Origin of the sequence: Noviherbaspirillum sp., from assembly GCF_035254685.1 — a bacterium.
Lineage (GTDB): Bacteria > Pseudomonadota > Gammaproteobacteria > Burkholderiales > Burkholderiaceae_D > Noviherbaspirillum.
In genome coordinates this window covers 1-17,817 of the sequence record NZ_DATFAI010000045.1, presented here as the reverse complement: position 1 = coordinate 17,817, position 17,817 = coordinate 1, and the positions used below count along the sequence as shown (strand labels likewise).

The 17,817-nt window shown below is 59.1% G+C and carries 22 protein-coding genes; 6 read left to right on the top strand and 16 right to left on the bottom strand.

Annotated features, from left to right (window positions below):
* Positions 1-112: 112 nt before the first annotated feature.
* Complete coding sequence (locus VJ698_RS21015; protein ID WP_324104768.1) at positions 113-1,207, top strand: GGDEF domain-containing protein; 1,095 nt, start codon at positions 113-115, stop codon at positions 1,205-1,207.
* Here the strand turns inward: VJ698_RS21015 and VJ698_RS21010 are convergent, their stop codons facing one another.
* The 5 genes from VJ698_RS21010 to VJ698_RS20990 are packed head-to-tail and all read right to left on the bottom strand — an operon-like array spanning position 1,208 to position 5,396.
* On the bottom strand, positions 1,208-1,468 hold the full coding sequence (locus VJ698_RS21010) for a YfhL family 4Fe-4S dicluster ferredoxin (protein ID WP_324104767.1): 261 nt from the start codon (positions 1,466-1,468) through the stop codon (positions 1,208-1,210).
* 37 nt (positions 1,469-1,505) lie between these two features.
* Complete coding sequence (gene coaD, locus VJ698_RS21005; protein ID WP_324104766.1) at positions 1,506-1,994, bottom strand: pantetheine-phosphate adenylyltransferase; 489 nt, start codon at positions 1,992-1,994, stop codon at positions 1,506-1,508.
* Between the two features lie 49 nt (positions 1,995-2,043).
* Entirely contained in the window at positions 2,044-2,685 is a 642-nt protein-coding gene (rsmD, locus tag VJ698_RS21000; protein WP_324104765.1) for a 16S rRNA (guanine(966)-N(2))-methyltransferase RsmD, read from the bottom strand.
* 3 nt (positions 2,686-2,688) lie between these two features.
* Entirely contained in the window at positions 2,689-4,011 is a 1,323-nt protein-coding gene (locus VJ698_RS20995; protein ID WP_324104936.1) for a pitrilysin family protein, read from the bottom strand.
* A 14-nt stretch (positions 4,012-4,025) separates the two neighbouring features.
* Positions 4,026-5,396, bottom strand: a complete 1,371-nt coding sequence (locus VJ698_RS20990; RefSeq protein WP_324104764.1) for a pitrilysin family protein — start codon at positions 5,394-5,396, stop codon at positions 4,026-4,028.
* Positions 5,397-5,546: 150 nt separating this feature from the next.
* Between VJ698_RS20990 and ftsY the strand changes: the two genes are divergently transcribed.
* The 4 genes from ftsY to rpoH all read left to right on the top strand — a co-directional run bounded on the left by ftsY (position 5,547) and on the right by rpoH (position 9,492).
* A complete protein-coding gene (gene ftsY / locus VJ698_RS20985; protein WP_324104763.1) occupies positions 5,547-6,770 on the top strand; it encodes a signal recognition particle-docking protein FtsY in 1,224 nt (407 codons plus the stop codon).
* A 1-nt stretch (position 6,771) separates the two neighbouring features.
* Positions 6,772-7,452 (top strand): cell division ATP-binding protein FtsE, encoded by a 681-nt coding sequence (locus VJ698_RS20980; RefSeq protein WP_324104762.1) that lies wholly within the window; start codon positions 6,772-6,774, stop codon positions 7,450-7,452.
* Positions 7,449-8,372, top strand: coding sequence for a cell division protein FtsX (locus VJ698_RS20975; RefSeq protein ID WP_324104761.1), 924 nt, complete (start codon positions 7,449-7,451; stop codon positions 8,370-8,372). Before VJ698_RS20980 ends, VJ698_RS20975 begins: the two co-directional genes overlap by 4 nt.
* Before the next feature lie 229 nt (positions 8,373-8,601).
* Positions 8,602-9,492, top strand: coding sequence for an RNA polymerase sigma factor RpoH (gene rpoH / locus VJ698_RS20970; RefSeq protein ID WP_324104760.1), 891 nt, complete (start codon positions 8,602-8,604; stop codon positions 9,490-9,492).
* Positions 9,493-9,551: 59 nt separating this feature from the next.
* Here the strand turns inward: rpoH and VJ698_RS20965 are convergent, their stop codons facing one another.
* From VJ698_RS20965 to VJ698_RS20945, 5 genes are read right to left on the bottom strand one after another with little or no spacing between them, the layout of a single operon-like run.
* Positions 9,552-10,190 carry an SCO family protein gene (locus VJ698_RS20965; RefSeq protein WP_324104759.1) on the bottom strand — a complete coding sequence of 213 codons (639 nt, stop codon included), beginning with the start codon at positions 10,188-10,190 and terminating at the stop codon, positions 9,552-9,554.
* A gap of 3 nt (positions 10,191-10,193) precedes the next feature.
* On the bottom strand, positions 10,194-11,078 hold the full coding sequence (gene cyoE, locus VJ698_RS20960) for a heme o synthase (RefSeq protein ID WP_324104758.1): 885 nt from the start codon (positions 11,076-11,078) through the stop codon (positions 10,194-10,196).
* A gap of 9 nt (positions 11,079-11,087) precedes the next feature.
* Positions 11,088-12,200, bottom strand: a complete 1,113-nt coding sequence (locus VJ698_RS20955) for a COX15/CtaA family protein (protein WP_324104757.1) — start codon at positions 12,198-12,200, stop codon at positions 11,088-11,090.
* A 6-nt stretch (positions 12,201-12,206) separates the two neighbouring features.
* Positions 12,207-12,797 carry a cytochrome C oxidase subunit I gene (locus VJ698_RS20950; protein WP_324104756.1) on the bottom strand — a complete coding sequence of 197 codons (591 nt, stop codon included), beginning with the start codon at positions 12,795-12,797 and terminating at the stop codon, positions 12,207-12,209.
* Positions 12,784-13,497, bottom strand: a complete 714-nt coding sequence (locus tag VJ698_RS20945) for an SURF1 family protein (RefSeq protein WP_324104755.1) — start codon at positions 13,495-13,497, stop codon at positions 12,784-12,786. The genes VJ698_RS20950 and VJ698_RS20945 overlap by 14 nt, the downstream gene beginning before the upstream one ends.
* Positions 13,498-13,570: 73 nt before the next feature.
* Here VJ698_RS20945 and VJ698_RS20940 point away from each other — a divergent pair, with 73 nt between their 5' ends.
* Complete coding sequence (locus VJ698_RS20940) at positions 13,571-13,771, top strand: twin transmembrane helix small protein (RefSeq protein WP_324104754.1); 201 nt, start codon at positions 13,571-13,573, stop codon at positions 13,769-13,771.
* 60 nt (positions 13,772-13,831) lie between these two features.
* Here VJ698_RS20940 and VJ698_RS20935 read toward each other — a convergent pair whose 3' ends face one another.
* The 6 genes from VJ698_RS20935 to coxB all read right to left on the bottom strand — a co-directional run.
* Positions 13,832-14,692: a cytochrome c oxidase subunit 3 gene (locus tag VJ698_RS20935; protein WP_414691200.1), complete on the bottom strand. Its 861-nt coding sequence runs from the start codon at positions 14,690-14,692 to the stop codon at positions 13,832-13,834.
* Between the two features lie 29 nt (positions 14,693-14,721).
* Positions 14,722-14,937, bottom strand: coding sequence for a DUF2970 domain-containing protein (locus VJ698_RS20930; protein WP_324104752.1), 216 nt, complete (start codon positions 14,935-14,937; stop codon positions 14,722-14,724).
* A gap of 16 nt (positions 14,938-14,953) precedes the next feature.
* The gene (locus tag VJ698_RS20925; protein WP_324104751.1) at positions 14,954-15,517 is read right to left on the bottom strand and encodes a cytochrome c oxidase assembly protein; all 564 of its coding nucleotides are present in this window, start codon (positions 15,515-15,517) and stop codon (positions 14,954-14,956) included.
* A 1-nt stretch (position 15,518) separates the two neighbouring features.
* Positions 15,519-15,626, bottom strand: coding sequence for a cytochrome oxidase small assembly protein (locus VJ698_RS20920; protein ID WP_324104750.1), 108 nt, complete (start codon positions 15,624-15,626; stop codon positions 15,519-15,521).
* Positions 15,627-15,662: 36 nt separating this feature from the next.
* Positions 15,663-17,261: a cytochrome c oxidase subunit I gene (gene ctaD / locus VJ698_RS20915; RefSeq protein ID WP_324104749.1), complete on the bottom strand. Its 1,599-nt coding sequence runs from the start codon at positions 17,259-17,261 to the stop codon at positions 15,663-15,665.
* Positions 17,262-17,312: 51 nt separating this feature from the next.
* Positions 17,313-17,817, bottom strand: a 505-nt coding sequence (coxB, locus tag VJ698_RS20910) for a cytochrome c oxidase subunit II (protein WP_324104748.1), incomplete at its 5' end; no start/stop codon positions are given.

Sequence of the window (17,817 nt, the reverse complement as noted above, 5' to 3'; positions counted from 1 at the left end):
GGGGTACGCGCGGTAGTATTTGTCCAACTTTCGCCCCGCTGAAGCTCGACTGCAGGGCGCCACTGCGAGGTTATCCGCGATACGCCGATGACCGCATGAGGAGCACCGGCCGATGTCGCACGATCTGATAACGGAGAATCTGCACCTGCGCAAGCAACTGTCGCAACTGCTCCACCAGGCGCAGCAGAATCAGCAGATCCTGCAACGCCACCAGGAGATTGACCTCCAGCTCATCGGCGCCGACAGCTTCCTCGAACTGATTGACACGATCTTCCACGCATTCGCCGGCTCATCCGGCCTGGACGTGGTGACACTCGCGCTGCTGGATCCCGACTATGCTATCCGGCGCATCCTGGTCGAACTCAATGTCCACCTGTCCAAGCTGCCGCAGCTGCTTTTCATGCACGACGAGAGCGAGTTCGGCGAGCTGTCTGCCCAACTGGACGACCCGTTCCTTGGTAGCTATTCGGAACAACTGCATGGCCTCGTCTTCCCGGAGCCGCTGTCGCCGCCGGCCAGCGTCGCCATCGTGCCCCTGATCCGGCGCGAAGCGCTGATTGGCTGCCTCGGCCTCGGCAGCAACGATCCCGCGCGTTTCGCGCCGCACATGAGCAGCGATTTTCTCGCGCACTTGGCATCCATCGTCGCGATCTGCCTCGAAAATGTCATCAACACCGAGCGACTGAAGCATATCGGCCTGACTGACCCGCTCACCGGCATAAACAACCGGCGCTATGTGGAACGGCGCCTGCTCGAAGAAATCGGGCGCAGCCAGCGGCATGGTTATCCTCTGTCGTGCATGTATATCGACATTGATCACTTCAAACAGATCAATGACAGGATTGGTCATCAAGCCGGTGACGAAGTGCTGCGCGATGTCGCCGGACGCATCAAGGCGGAATTGCGCCTTTCCGATGCGCTCGGCCGTTTCGGCGGGGAGGAATTCGTGGTGCTGCTGATCGATGCGCAGGCGGATGATGCCATGAATGTTGCGGAGCGCATCAGGAGGAGCGTGGGAGAACAGCCGATGATACTGGGCAGCGGCGAGCAGATCCCCGTCACCGTCTCGATCGGCGTCGCGTCACTCGAAAACGCGAGGGACGAGGCGTCGATAGAAAAAACCTTGCAGAAGTTTCTGGCGCGTGCCGACCAGGCGCTGTATCAGGCAAAGAACGGCGGACGCAACCGTGTCGTTGTTGACAGCTAATTACGCCTTTTCGGCCGCCTCTTGCAGACGCTCGTATTTGGCCTGCAGCTCTTCCTTCGTTTCACGCCATGCGGGATTAAACGGAATGCAACTGACCGGACACACCTGCTGGCACTGCGGCTCCTTGTAATGGCCGACGCATTCCGTGCACCTGTTGGGGTCGATCTCGTAAATCTCCGGCCCCATCGAAATGGCGTCGTTCGGGCACTCCGGCTCGCATACGTCGCAATTGATGCAATCGTCCGTAATCATTAAAGCCATGACAACCTCTGCTACTTGAACCCGCAATCGTGCGTTCTTACTGTCCGCCTGCGGCAATTTTTTCCTTCAGCCATTTTTCAACCGAAGGAAATACAAATTTGGAAACATCGCCACCCAGCAATGCAATCTCGCGGACTATGGTACCGGAAATGAACTGGTATTGATCGGATGGTGTAAGGAACAGGGTTTCGACGTCAGGCAGAAGATAGCGGTTCATGCCAGCCATCTGGAACTCGTATTCGAAGTCGGACACGGCGCGAAGGCCCCGTACGATCACCCGCGCATCATGTGCGCGCACAAAATCCTTCAGGAGGCCGGAAAAGCTTTCCACTTGAACATTCGGGTAATGCCCGAGTACTTCGTTGGCAATCAGCAAACGCTCTTCCAGCGAAAAGAATGGCTTCTTTGCCTTGCTGTCCGCTACGCCAACGACCAGCTTGTCGAACAAGCCCGATGCGCGCCGCACCAAATCTTCATGACCACGCGTGAGCGGATCGAACGTTCCTGGGTAAACTGCTGTGACCATCGTGGCTCCCTGACCAGTGATGAACAAATGCCGGAAGGCGCATTATGCCTCAAATTTTGCGCTGCAACAGATGATAGAACACCATCCCGGCCTTGTCGGTCCGAATCACTTCCCATCCGTCCATCCATCCATGCTGCTCCTCGGGATCGAGCGGCATTTCAGCTTCGGCATAGACCAGGCCACCGGGGGCCAGCAGCCGCGCACACAAGGGCAGGATTCTTGCCAGCCAGTCGCGATGATATGGCGGGTCGAGAAAGATCACCTGGAAGCGCAGGCCGTTTTCACCAGCGCTTGCCGCCAGCCGCGTTGCCACCGACAAAGCATCTCCGCGCATGATGCGCACCTGCGTGGCATCGAGTTTATCCCTGTTCGATTCCAGTTGCCGCACAGCGCCCGCGTTGTCTTCCACCAGGACAACCCGCGCGGCGCCCCTGCTGGCTGCTTCGAAGCCGAGTGCGCCCGTACCCGCAAACAGGTCCAGGCAATTGACGTTCCCCCATGCGCCGTCGAGCAGATGGTTGAGCCAGTTGAAGACGGTTTCCCGAACGCGGTCAGGCGTGGGGCGCAAGCCTTCCGCATCCAGCACGGGCAACGGCGTGCGTTTCCACTGCCCGCCGATGATCCGGACCTGGCGTGCCGGGCGTCCCGGTCGTGCTGAGGGAGCAGATCTTGATGAACGGCTTTTCTGCATGGATCACTTCGCCTTGCCGACCACCACCGTGGACATTCTGTCGAGCGCGATCTTGCGATGGAAGGCGGCCTTGATGTCCGGAATCGTCACCTTGGCGACCTTCGAAGTCCAGGTATCGAGATAGTCGAGCGGAAGGTTGTAGAAGCCGATCGCCGCGATGTTGTCGAGGATTTTCCTGTTGTTGTCGATGCGCAGGGCGAAGCCGCCAATCAGGTTGTCCTTGGCAGCCTGCAATTCCTGCGGCGTGGGGCCGTCACGCAGGAAGGCGGCAATCGTGTCTCGCACCACCTTGAGCGCCTCGTCCGTCTGTTCCTTCTGCGTCTGCAGACCGGCTTCAAACGGACCTGGTTGCGCTAGCGGATTGAAGTAGCTGTACACGCTGTAGGACAAGCCGCGCTTTTCACGCACTTCGCGCGTCAGGCGCGATACGAAACCGCCTCCTCCCAGCGTGTAGTTGCCTACCATGAGCGGAAAATAATCCGAGTCGCCGCGCGCAATCGCAGGCATACCGGTGAAGATGTGCGCCTGCGAGGCGGGATGGGGAATCCAGTCTTCCCTGGCGGGCGCGATTTCTACCTGCTGCATTGGAGGCAACGGCGCGCCCTGCGGAAGACGCAAGGTCAACTGCTGTGCGAGCTTGTCGGCTTCGGCGCGCGTAACGTCGCCGATGATCGCGATCACTGCACGGTTGGCGACATAGTGCGCGCCGTGGAAGGCAACCAGGTCGTTGCGTGTGATCGATCCGACGGATTCGACTGTTTCATGGTCTCCATACGGATGCGTCCCGTACATCAGCTTCCAGAACGCCTTGCTCGCTATCGATTCCGGCTTGGTTTCATCTTCCTTGATCGATGCGATCATGCGCGCCTTGTCGCGTTCGAGGAAATTCTCCGGGAAGCTCGGCTGCGCGAGGATGCGAGCCAGTAGGGAAACTGCTGCATCGCGCTCCGCGCTGCTTGCCAGGGTGCGCAAGGTCGCGCCGGCGCGGTCGGTGCCGGCGCCGCCACCGCGTTGCGCGGCGATATCCGCAAACGCATCGGAAATCTGCGCCTCGGTCATTGCCGGCTCGGCCATGGGCGCAGTGGCCTCATGCACGCCGCGCGCCAGCATCGCGTTTGTCAGTGCCGCCAACCCGGACTTGCCCTGTGGGTCGCGGCGCGCACCGGCATCGAACTCGACACTGATATCGAGCACGGGAATCGAATGGTTTTCAACGAACAGGACCTTTGCTCCATCGACCAAGGTCCACGACTGGATATGCAAGGCGGCATGCGCCGGCGCAAGGCAGGTGAATGCCACTGCAAAGACAAAAAGAATTCGCTTCATCATGGTCGTTTCGATTAGTGGCGCAATCCCTTGGGCGGCGCGGACGGTTTCTTTTCGGACAAGGGCAAGGGCACGAGGGTGGCCACAGTCAAGCTGTTGTCGCCGAAGTATTTCTTCGCCACCGCTTGCACCTGGTCGGCGGTGACAGCCTTCAGCTTCTCGATGATGCGATCAATCTGCGTATACGACAGGCCTGACATTTCCATCGTGCCGATCTCCATCGCCTGGCCGAAAACCGAGTCGCGCTTGTAGATCTGGCCGGCAATCAGCTGGGCTTTGACACGCTTGAGTTCGTCTTCGGACACACCTTCTTTCGCGATGCGTTCCACCTCACCGCGAAGCAGCTTTTCAAGCTGCTCGGTCGTTGTTCCCTTCGCTGGCGTGCCGTCGAGAAGGAACAGCTCCGGACCACGGCCGACATTCTCGTAGCCTGCACCGACCGAATTGGCGACCTTGTCCGTGCGCACCAATTTCGCATTCAGGCGTGCATTGTCGTAGCCGTCAAGAATGGCTGCCAGCACATCGAGTGCATGGGACTCCTCGTCCCTTTCAACATTCTCCAAGCGAGGTGCCTTGAAGGCCAGCACGACATACGGATTTTCAGCCGGTGCCCTGACGGTAACGCGTCGGATGCCGTGCTGCTCCGGCTCCGTCTGCGGCTTTCTGACAGGCAGGTCCTTGCGTTTAATCCTGCCGTAATACTTTTCAGCGAGCGCGTACACCTGCTTGGGATCGACATCACCCGCCACCACCATGACGGCATTGTTGGGCGCATACCAGTGCTCATACCACGCCTTGACGTCCTTCACTGTCATGCTTTGCAGGTCGCTCATCCAGCCGGCAACGGGGTGGTGGTAGGGATGCGCCTCGAACGACGCCGCATTCAACGCCTCATAGACCAGCGGGATCGGTTGGTCCTCGGTGCGCCAGCGGCGTTCTTCCATCACGACACGGATTTCCTTGGAGAATTCACTCTTGTCGAAAACCAGGTTGGCCATGCGATCGGATTCCAGTGCCATCACCTTTTCCAGTTTCGATTTTTCGACCTGCTGGAAATAAGCGGTGTAGTCCTTGCTGGTGAATGCGTTCTCGCGCCCGCCCAGGGCGGCGACACGCTTGCTGAATTCCCCCGGCCCGACGGTCCTGGTGCCCTTGAACATCATATGCTCCAGCGCATGGGCAACGCCGGTGGTGCCATTCGTTTCGTCCATCGCTCCGGTCTTGTACCAGACCATATGGACCACGGTCGGCGCACGGTGGTCTTCCTTGACGATGACCTTCATGCCGTTCTTCAACATGTATTCCTTTGCCAGTTCGGCATGGGCGGCAGTGGGCAGGAAGCCCAGCAGCCATGTCGACAGCAATACAGCGATCCGGAATTTCATAATCTCTGCTCTGATAAAATAGGGTGCTTGTTAGGTGCCGGGACGCATTTGCATGTGTTTGCATTGAACGTCTTGCAAGACAAGGTTCCGATTGTATCTTCTTTCTGCGGCGCTCAAGCGCCCTGAACCGCCTTTCCGCACAGCTCCCCCATGTTTAGTTTCTTCAAGAAAAAACCAAAAGATACGCCTGCTCCTCCGCAAGAGGTCGCGACGCAGCCCGAAGGCCAGGAGCCGCCGGCGACACCTGCTGCGCCCGCGCAGGAATCGCCCGTACCTGTCGAACAAAAGTCGTCATGGCTGAACCTGTTCAGGAAAGAATCACCCTCCGTTCCCGTTCACCCCGCCGCTCCGGTCGAACCCGCAGCAAGCACTGTGCCTGTCGAGCCGCCCATTGCCGAGCCTCCTGTTGCCGAACCTGAAGCCGCAGCCGAGCCGGAAGGCGAGATCGTTCCACCTCCGCCGCCTCCTCCTGAGCAGAAGCGTTCCTGGATGCAGCGCCTGAAGGCAGGCCTCTCAAAGACCTCCTCGAACCTGACGACGCTATTCGTAGGAGCGAGGATCGACGACGAGTTGTATGAAGAGCTCGAATCGGCACTGCTTGTGTCGGACGCAGGCGTGGAAGCGACCCAATTCATCCTCGATGCGCTGAAGAAAAAGGTCAAGACCGAGAAGCTGACGGAAGCCGAACAAGTCAAGACCGCGCTGCGCACCCTGTTGATCGACATGTTAACGCCGCTCCAGAAGCCCTTCGTGCTTGGTCGCCACCAGCCGCTGGTGATGATGATTGCCGGAGTCAACGGCGCCGGGAAGACGACAACCATCGGCAAGCTGGCAAAACACCTGCAGGCGCACCAGCAGTCTGTCTTGCTGGCCGCGGGCGATACCTTCCGCGCGGCGGCGCGCGAGCAGCTGGCGATCTGGGGCGAGCGCAATAACGTGACGGTGATCGCGCAGGAGTCCGGCGACCCCGCGGCCGTCGCCTTCGATGCCGTGCAGTCGGCCAAAGCGCGCGACGTGAACGTCGTAATGATCGATACCGCCGGCCGCCTGCCGACCCAGTTGCACCTGATGGAGGAGCTCAAGAAGGTCAAGCGCGTGATTGCCAAGGGCCTGGCGGGCGCACCGCACGAGGTCCTGCTGGTCATCGATGGCAACACGGGCCAGAACGCGCTAGCGCAGGTCAAGGCCTTCGACGATGCGCTGCAGCTGACCGGCCTGGTCATTACCAAGCTCGACGGCACGGCCAAGGGTGGCGTACTGGCTGCCATCGCCAAGACGCGCCCGGTGCCGGTGTACTTCATCGGGGTGGGCGAAAAGATCGAGGACCTGCAGCCATTCAACGCTGAGGAATTCGTCGATGCACTCCTGAGCTGACATGATCGAATTCCGCAACGTCTCCAAGCAGTACACGCGCGATACGGCGGCGCTTTCCAATATTTCGCTGTCCATCGACAAGGGCGAACTCGTGTTTCTCTCCGGTCCGTCCGGAGCCGGGAAATCGACACTGCTGAAGATGATTGGCGTGATCGAGCGCCCAAGTGCGGGCACGGTTTCGGTCAACGGCGAGGATGTCGGCAAGATAAAGGCGTCCGGCCTGCCCTACCTGCGGCGCAAGCTCGGATTGATCTTCCAGCAGCAATGCCTGCTGAATGATCGCAGCGTCCTTTCGAATGTGATGCTGCCCCTGCTCGTTGCCGGCACGGCGAGGGCCGACGCGGAGAAACGCGCGCGCGCCGCGCTCGACAAGGTCGGCCTGCTCGACAAGGCAGTCGATCAACCGCTGTCGTTGTCGGGAGGCGAACAGCAGCGCGTCGCGATTGCACGTGCCATCGTCAATCGTCCGCAGATCATCCTCGCCGACGAACCCACGGCCAATCTCGATCGCGCCAGTGCCGGCAAGGTAATGGACGCGCTCAAGGCCTTCCATGGCGTAGGCGTAACCTGCCTGATCTCGACGCACGACGAGACCATTCTCGGCGGCGCGCAACGCGTGATCTGCCTCGACCGCGGGCGGCTTGTCGACCCGAGCCATGCTGAAACGGAAGGTGCGGCATGAACTGGCTGAGATTGCACATGGTGGCGCTTGCGGATGCCTTCCGTCACTTGGCGCGGACACCCGGGAGCTTCGTGCTGAATGTCCTGGTGGTCGGTATTGCGCTTGCACTCCCCATTGCCGGGCTGACCGTAATCGAGAACGTCCGCCCGGTTTCCGAGCAGCTCGCGATCGAACCCGAAATCAGCATTTTCATGGCCATGGAGACGCCGCGAGAGCGTGCGACAGGACTTGCACCGCAGATCCGCGACTTGGTCCTGGCGTCCGGAAACAAGGGAAAGCTGGAGTTCGTGCCGCGCGAAAAGGCCTTGTCATCGCTGCAAGACAAGAGTGGATTGTCGGATGCGATTACGGCATTGGGCGAAAATCCGCTGCCGGACGGCTATGTACTCAAACTTGCGGGCATGCAGGATGCAAGCGATGCGACCCGTGTCGAGGGTTTGGCCGTGAAGCTCAAGGCATTGCCCGGTGTCGAGTACGTGCAGATCGATTCTGCGTGGGTGAAGCGCCTTGCCGGGCTGATGCAAGTGCTGCGCCTTGCGCTGCTCTTTCTGGCGCTCACGCTGGGTGTGGTCGTGGTCGCAGTCGTGTTCAACACGATCCGGCTGCAAGTCATGACGCAACGCGAGGAAATAACGGTATGCCGCTTGTTCGGTGCCACTGATTCCTTTATCTGCCGTCCGTTTTACTACACCGGCGCACTTCTTGGACTGGTTGCCGGCAGTGCGGCCCTTGGCCTGGTGGCCCTGGCGCTCCAACCGTTCAACACGGCACTTGCCGATTTTGCCAGGCTATATGCCTCGGAATTCCGCCTGTCGCCCCTCGGGCTGCTTAGCTCGGTTGCACTTCTTGCAACAAGCTCGGCTCTCGGCCTGATGGGAGCCATGCTGTCAGTGAGGCGGCATTTGGCCAGGTTGAATTAGTGCGCCCGAACAAAAGCTCTCGAAAATTCCTTTGAGCTTTCGCAACTTTTCGCGCTTTGCTTGCTCTAATCTAGGAATTTCCAATTGAAACAGAAAATTCAATAGAATTTTTCGATTCGATCAGTTGAAATAGCCGATTAGCACTCACCTCAATAGAGTGCTAATATATTTGTGAGAGGTAGATCGGTTCATTCCATGGTCGGCCTCTGTTAGGAGGCAAGGAGAAAGAATGAAAGCACAGTCTGCATTGGTACCTGTTGGCAATCAGGCCTTGGCACTCGGTTTTTCGGGCAGCCTTGGCAACATCGAAGCGTATATTTCGGCAGTCAATCGCATTCCCATGCTGACGCATGAGGAGGAGCGTTCACTCGCCCGTCGGCTGCACGACAAGAATGACCTCGGTGCGGCGCAAACGCTGGTGATGTCGCATCTGCGCCTGGTGGTATCGATTGCACGCGGTTACCTTGGCTACGGACTGCCGCACGCTGACCTGATTCAAGAAGGCAACATCGGTCTGATGAAAGCCGTCAAGCGTTTCGACCCGGATCAGGGCGTACGCCTCGTGTCGTATGCAATGCACTGGATCAAGGCCGAAATCCATGAGTACATCCTGAAGAACTGGCGCTTGGTCAAAGTCGCGACGACCAAGGCGCAGCGCAAGCTGTTCTTCAACCTTCGCAGCCACAAGGAGAGCCTTGACGCGATGACGCCGGCGCAAGTCGACGATCTGGCGAAATCGCTCAACGTGAAGCGCGAGGAAGTGATCGAGATGGAAACGCGCATGTCGGGCCGCGACATCGCGCTGGACGCACCGAGCGATGACGACGAAGACAAGTTCGCGCCGATTGCCTATCTGGCGTCGGATGCCGGCGAACCGACCAAGACGCTGGAAGCGAAGCAGTATGACCGCCTGCAGTCCGAAGGACTTGAGCAAGCACTCGGCGCGCTCGATCCGCGTTCGCGCCGCATCGTCGAGGCACGCTGGCTGTCCAGCGATGACGGCTCCGGCGCCACGCTGCATGAACTGGCTGACGAATTCGGCGTCTCGGCCGAGCGCATCCGCCAGATCGAAAGCGCAGCCTTGAAGAAGATGAAGGGCACGCTGGTCGCCTACGCGTAAGTCCCGCAGTTGTCATAAAAAAGGCGCTCTTTTTGGAGCACCTTTTTATTTCCGTGAGATTAGCTCCCCTCGGCCAGCAGCAGTTTTAGATCGTGCACGATGGGTTCCGGCCCCTGTCCATGGCGGACAAACAGACGCAAACGACCCTGCGGGTCGAATACATAGCTTCCAGCCGTGTGGTCCATCGTATAGCTGCCCGGCTCCTTGCCTGGCACCTTCTGGTAAAACACCCTGAACTCCTTCGCCACCTTTTCCGTCGCCGCCTTGTCTCCCACCAGTCCGAGGAAGCGCGGATCGAATGCGGGAACATACTTGGCGAGCAATTCCGGCGTATCCCGCTCCGGATCAACAGTGATGAACAAGACCTGCACCTTGTCCGCCAAGGGGCCGAGTTGCTGCATCACGTTCGCCATCTCGGACATGGTCGTAGGGCATACATCCGGGCATTGCGTATAGCCAAAAAACACCACTACGGCCTTGCCTTTGAAATCGGCAAGCGCGCGCATCTTCCCGTTGAAATCCGGCAGCGCGAAATCCTTCGCGTAATCCAGGCCGGTGACGTCGGTGTTCTTGAATGCGCTCTTTCCCGCAGGCGCCGTCGCCTGCCCTCCTCCGCCGGACCGATCGCATCCGGTAAGCGACAGCGTAGAAACAAGCAAGGCAAGGGACAACAAGCGAAGTGCGGCTAGAAAACGCATGATTCAGATTCTGATGTAGTGATCAGCCAGTAGCGCGGCAAACAGCAGCGACAGGTAGATGATGGAATAAGCAAAGGTCTTGCGTGCGACGAGGTCATTGTAATGGCGATAGATCTGCCACGCATACCAGAGGAAGATTGCACCGAGCACCGCGGCACTGGCGAGATAGATCAGGCCGCTCATGTGCACGGCATAAGGCAGCATGGTCGTGGCCACGAGCACGATGGTGTAGAGCCAGATATGGAACTGCGTAAATTGCAATCCATGCGTCACCGGCAGCATTGGCAACCCTGATTTCGCGTAGTCGTCGCGACGGTAGAGCGCGAGCGCCCAGAAATGCGGCGGTGTCCAGACGAAAATGATCAGCACGAGGATCCACGCCTGCATCGGAACGTCGTTGGCGACGGCAGCCCAACCGAGGGCCGGCGGCATCGCGCCGGACAACCCGCCGATGACGATGTTCTGCGGCGTCGCGGGCTTGAGCAGCATGGTGTATATGACAGCGTAGCCCACGAACGTCGCAAAGGTCAGCCACATGGTGAGCGGGTTGACGAAATTGAACAGCACCCACATGCCCATACCGCCGATTGCGCCCGAAAACACAATTGTTTGCGTTGCTGTAATCTCCCCGCGCGCCAAAGGTCGGCGCGCAGTGCGCGCCATGCGTGCATCGATTTCACGTTCGACCAGGCAATTGACCGCGAACGCGGCGCCGGCAAGGAGCCAGATGCCGATAGTTCCCGCCACAACCACCCGCCAGTCAGGGAGATCCGGGGTTGCAAGGAACATGCCGATCACCGCGCAAAATACGGCAAGCTGTGTCACGCGCGGCTTGGTCAATGCCCAGTACTGGGCGAGGCGATTCGGATGGACGGTCAGCGTATTCACAATCGTTCCTCAGGCGGCCGACAACCGCGTTGCGGTTCGATCCGGCGCGGGTTGTGCCGTCGTTCGAACCTCGGAGTTTAACATGGTGAGCATCAGCGCCAGGAAGGCCGCGCCACCGTTATGGAGGACCGCCAGCGCAAGCGGCCAGTCCAGGAAAATGGTCGACATGCCGGTGATGAACTGCACCAGCACTGCCGCCAGCAGCCAGCGCCCGGTCTTCTGCAAACCTTCGATCCTGATGGCCCGTGAAGCCAGCCAGATCACATAGGCGACCACCACGAAGGCGAAGGCGCGGTGCGTCCAGTGGATCGCCGTCAGCGCGGAGAATGGCAGGAATTCCCCTGATGCTGTCTTGCCGAGGTCGCGCCACAACGCAAAGCCGTTGGCAAAATCCATTTCCGGCAATAGCGTGCCATGGCACAGGGGGAAATCATTGCAGGCCAAGGCGGCATAATTGGTGCTTACCCAACCACCGAGCGCGATCTGCACGAACAGCAATGTCAAGCCAAGCGCCGCCGGGATGCGCAGGGTGGCTGCCAATGGCGACACCTTTGCGCGCTCGTTCTGACGCGTTCCGAGCCACGAAAGCAGCGCCAGCAACGACATGCCGAGCAGGAGGTGCGTGGTTACGATGACCGGCTGCAATTTCATCGTCACCGTCCATGCGCCGAATGCACCTTGCAGGCAGACAAAACCGAGGAGTCCAGTCGGCAGCCAGGGGGTAAACCGCGTGTCCTGCCTCTTCGACTTCAGCCACCCGCGCCATGCAATCAGCATCGTCGACACGATCAGCACGCCGACGCCCATTGCCACATAGCGATGGATCATTTCGATCCATGCTTTCGCCGCGGTCACCGGGCCAGTGGGCATTGCAGCCTGCGCTGCACTGATATGTTCATGAGCCTGGATCGGGTTGGCATGGCCATAACAGCCGGGCCAGTCGGGGCACCCCAGGCCGGAATCCGTCAGGCGTGTGAATGCGCCGAACATGATCAGGTCAAACGTGAGGAAAGCGGTCACCCACACAAGCTTCCGGTACTTGTTGCTGTCGCTGGAAACCCAGACGACCGTCAGCGGCAGGCACGCCGCCAGCACCCCCATGATCGCAAGTTGTATCAGCATACGGATCTATCCTATGCGCGAGGCCTTGAGCAGCTTCGCGAGGTCTTTCTTGATCTTGTTGGGATCGGCATCCTTGGGAAACCGCATCATCAGGTTCCCAAGAGGATCAATCATGTAGATATGGTCTGCCGACGTCGTGCCGGCCTCGGCCGGTAGCCACGATTTTAGCGCGGCCGGCTTGACGCGCAGCAAGTGCGTCCCATCGTACTCGCGCATGAGCATGGTTTCGAGCGGCTTGTCGTCCGTGATCAGCCAGACTCGCTCGATGCGGTCCATATCCTTCCCTTGCGCAAGGCGCAGCTGGCGCATGTCATACAGCTTTTTCTGGCAGGAGGCATTGCATTCGGCATCGCTGACCTGCAACATGATCCATTTGCCCCTGTACGCATCGAGTGAAACCGGCCTGCCGTCCAGCATGACCGCATCCAATGCCGGCACCGGGTAGTCGCGAGGATCGATCAGCTCGCCGTAATTGGTGCGCCCTTGCGGCTTGATGACGTAATAGGCAAGGTACGATCCCACTACGGGTGCGATGCACACCGCAAGAATCGCCAGGAGCTTCCAGCCCCCCCGATGTCGCTGCTTATTCTCTTCCACGTCTGAATCCTGTCACCACAAAAAATATCAGTGCCGTCGCCGCCAGTGCATACCACTGGAACGCGTAACCTCGATGCTTTTCCACACCAAGCGAAGGCCTTGGCCAGTCGCGCACCAAACCATCCTGCGTGTCGCTCAACTGCTCAATGACGAACGGCTGCATCGGAAGCTGGCTCGCCTGCGCAAACTCGCCGACGCTCAAGTTCTGCACAATCGCACTTGGTCGAAGCAATTCGGGCGCACCGAGCTGAAGCACATGGCCCGGGCCGCGAACTCCGATTCCCTGCAATTCGACCACGCCCGCGGGCGTCCTGATTGGAGGCAGTTTAGCCCGATCAAGGGGATCGCGCCGGATCCAGCCACGCGCTACCAACACGTAGCGCCCCGTGTCTGCGATCTTCAGTGGCGCAAGCACATAAAATCCGGCCATACCTTCATAGGGGCGATTATCCAGGTAGACGGTCCAGCCTGGCACGAACTCTCCCCTGACCACGACCCTGCGATACTCCAGTTCTTCCGGCGCCAAGGTAACGCCACCGATGGAGACGGGCGGCGCCGACTCGCGCTTCGTCAGCCTGGCTTCGATAGCCTCCTTCTCGTGCGCACGCCGCGTCTGCCAATTACCCAAGGCAATGCCAACGGCCGCAGCGATGATCGCCGCGATAAACGGAATCCAGCGAAACCGGAATCTGATTGGCATTACAATGTCTTTAGAATTCATTCCCGCCTATTATTACAGGCCGCCCGGCCTGGCTCGTAAAGACATTGCATCCATGAAGATTATCGTTGCCATTGCTTTCATACTCATTCTCGCGAGTCTCGGCTCGGCGCTCGTGTTCCTCATGCGCGACAAGGGTAAAAGCAATCGGACCGTGCAGGCGCTGGCATTTCGCGTCGGCTTCTCGATTGCCTTGTTCGTCCTGATTCTGGTCGCCTATAGCCTAGGCTGGATCCAGCCGACCGGGCTTCGATAAGGCCTGAGTAAAAAAGCCGCACGGATGTGCGGCTTTCCATTTATTGCTGTAGTCGCAAGCTCAGAGCCAATAGACCACAACGTACAGACCAAGCCATACCACGTCAACAAAGTGCCAGTACCATGCAGCCCCCTCAAATGCAAAGTGATGGTCCGGCGTAAAGTGCCCTTTCATCACGCGAACCAGCACCACCGCCAGCATGATCGCACCCATAGTCACGTGGAAGCCGTGAAAACCGGTCAGCATGAAGAAGGTCGAGCCGTAAATGCCGGAGGTCAGCTTCAGGTTCAGTTCATGGTAGGCATGGATGTACTCATAAGCCTGGAATCCCATGAAGGTTGCACCAAGCACGATCGTTAGAAACAGCCAGAATGCAGTCTTGCCGCGCTCACCGGCACGTAGCGCGTGATGTGCAATCGTCAGGGTCACGCCGGAACTCAGCAGCAGTGCCGTGTTGATGGTCGGGATCGGGAACGGTCCCATCTTGGTAAAGGGCTCAATCGTGCCGCCCGGCGTATTGCCCCACTGTCCGTTGAAGTCCGGCCACAGGATCTTGTGATCAATATCGGCCAGCCACGGAAGGGTGACACTGCGTGCATAAAACAGGGCGCCGAAAAAGCTGGCGAAGAACATCACTTCTGAGAAGATGAACCAGCTCATGCTCCAACGATACGAGACATCGATCCGATTGCTGTACAGGCCGCCTTCGGATTCACGGATTGCATCACCGAACCAGTTGTACAGGACGACGATCAGCGCCAGGATGCCGGCGATATTCGCGTACGGCCCCCAACCGTAACCATTGACCCACGCCGATGCGCCGAGCATGGTCAACAGCAGGGATGCTCCTGCCAGCACCGGCCATTTGGACGGCCCGGGTACGAAGTAATAAGGCGCCTTGCCTTGCGGATGAGCATTCATCTCCATCTCCCAATACAGATTTTAAATAGTTACTTTCCGACGACGCTCTTGACGATGAGCAGCAGCGTCACGATAAAAATAATTGCTCCAATCAGGCCGGCGATGATCACATGCACCGGGTTGAGTTGTTGCGCATCCTTTTCATAGTCGCTTTTTTTCCGGATCCCGAAAAACGACCAGAACACGGCCTTCATTGTCTTTCCGAAAGATGCCTTGCGTTGCGTCGTCTCTTTCAATTCATCCATCGGATTACTCGCTGCGTCATGTTGCCTTTTTCCCCGTCCCGCCGACTTCAAAGAAGGTATAAGACAAGGTAATCGTCTTTACGTCTCTCGGTAATGTCGGATCAATGAAAAATACGACCGGCATCTGCTTCGCCTCGTTTGGGCCAAGCGTCTGCTGTTTGAAGCAGAAGCATTCCACCTTCTTGAAATGCGAAGCGGCTTGCTGCGGTGCGTAACTTGGAATGGCTTGGGCATCAATGCTGCGCGCCTGTGTATTCACAACTTCGTATACCACCTGCGCCATCTCGCCCGGATGCACCTGCAGGCTGGATACCATTGGACGGAACCGCCATGGGCCGTGCGCATTCGCATCGAACTCGACCGTGATGGTGCGACTCATGTCAACCTGCGTATTCACGGCTTGCTGCGTCGACACGTCTTTCTGCGTAAGGATGTTGACGCCCGTGATCTCGCAGATCTTCTTGTAAACCGGAACCAATGCATAGCCAAAACCGAACATCAACACTGCAATGACGAGCAGCTTGCCGAGCATCTGCGCGTTCAGCTTGCGGGCTTGGCCGGATTGATTCTGCTGTTTCATTTCAACTCAACCAGATCCGCTTGATAAAGATACCGACAAAGAATGCCAATGCAACCGACGCCAGAATCAAGGCGGTCCTGATATTGTTCCGTTTCCTTGGATCAGACATAAATCCTTCCGAGGCGGGCTTGCGCCCGCCTTTCCTTTACTTGACCGTCGGTGGGAGTTCAAAGGTATGGAACGGTGCCGGGCTCGGCACGGTCCACTCCAGTCCTTCCGCGCCGTCCCACGGTTTGTCCGGTGCCTTCTGACCTCCCTTGATCGCGGGCAGCACTACGGCAAACAGGAAGTACACCTGCATCAGGCCGAAACCAAAGGCGCCGATCGATGCAATCATGTTGAAGTCGGTGAACTGCGCCGGATAGTCAGCGTAGCGGCGTGGCATGCCGGCCAAGCCGAGGAAGTGCATCGGGAAGAAGGTGATGTTGAAGGTGATGATCGAGCCCCAGAAATGGAACTTGCCACGCGCCTCGTTGTACATGTAGCCGGTCCACTTCGGGCTCCAGTAATAGAAACCGGCGAACAGGGCGAACAGCGAGCCGGCCACCAGCACGTAGTGAAAATGCGCCACCACGTAATAGGTGTCCTGCATCTGGATGTCGATCGGCGCCACCGCCAGAATCAGGCCGGAGAAGCCCCCGATGGTAAACACGAAGATGAAACCGACCGCGAACAGCATCGGGGTTTCAAAGGTCATTGCGCCTTTCCACATCGTGGCAATCCAGTTGAATACCTTTACGCCGGTCGGCACCGAGATCAGCATGGTCGCGTACATGAAGAACAACTGGCCGGTCACCGGCATGCCGGTGGTGAACATGTGGTGCGCCCAGACGATGAACGACAGGATCGCGATCGACGCCGTGGCGTAGACCATCGACGCGTAGCCGAACAGCGGCTTGCGCGAGAACGTCGGAATGACCTCCGAGATGACGCCGAACGCCGGCAGAATGATGATGTACACCTCGGGGTGGCCGAAGAACCAGAAGATGTGCTGGAACAGCACGGGGTCGCCGCCGCCGGCCGCGGAGAAGAAGCTCGTGCCGAAGAACCGGTCCGTGATCAGCATCGTGACGCCGCCGGCGAGCACCGGCATCGCGAGCAGCAGCAGGTACGCCGTGATCAGCCACGTCCATACGAACATCGGCATCTTGAGCAGCGTCATGCCGGGCGCGCGCATGTTCATGATCGTCACGATGATGTTGATCGCCGCGAGGATCGACGACACGCCGAGCAGGTGCACGGCGAACATCGCGAACGGGAACGCGTCGCCCGTCTGCAGCACGAGCGGCGGATACAGCGTCCAGCCGCCGGCGGGGCCGCCGCCCGGGACGAACAACGACAGCAGCAGCAACGCGCCGGCGAACGGCAGCAGCCAGAACGACCAGTTGTTCAGGCGCGGGAGCGCCATGTCCGGGGCGCCGATCATGAGCGGGATGAACCAGTTCGCGAAGCCCGCGAACGCCGGCATGATCATGCCGAACACCATGATCAGCGCGTGCACGGTGGTCATCGAGTTGAAGAAAGCCGGGTTCACGAACTGCAGGCCGGGCTGGAAGAGCTCCGCGCGGATCACGAGCGCCATGGCCCCGCCGATGAACAGCATCAACAGGCTGAAGCACATGTACAGCGTGCCGATGTCCTTGTGATTCGTCGTCGTGATCCAGCGCATGATGCCGCTCGGAGCGTGATGCTCGTGCTCGCCGTGATGGCCGTGGGCGCCGGTGTCGATTGCAGTGCTGCTCATAACCCAAGTCTTCCTTGTTGCGTTACGCGCGTCCGAGCGCGAAGCGAATATTTACGGCGCGAGCGAGCTCACCTGAGCGCGCTGCGTTTTAAGCCAGTTGTCGTATTCCGCGCGGCTCACGACGCGCACCACGGTCGGCATGAAGCCGTGATCCATGCCGCAGAGCTCCGCGCACTGGCCTCGGTAGGTGCCTTCGGTGTCGGCCTGAAACCACGCTTCGTTGATGAAGCCGGGGATGCCGTCCTTCTTGACGCCGAATGCCGGCATCCACCACGAATGAATGACGTCCGCCGCCGTCACGAGCAGGCGGACCTTGGTGTTCACGGGCACCACAAGCGGGTTGTCGACGTCGAGCAGGTAATTGTCGACGGTCTTCGGATCGATGCCGGAGTTGAGCTTCCGCGCCGCGTTGCTGTCGCGCTTCAGCGTGCTGAAGAAGCGCACGCCGTCATCGATGTAGTCGTACTGCCAGCGCCACTGGAACCCGGTGACCTTGACGGTCAGTTGTGAGCCGCGCGTATCTTCCATCTTGATCAGGGTGCGGGCGGCGGGAATC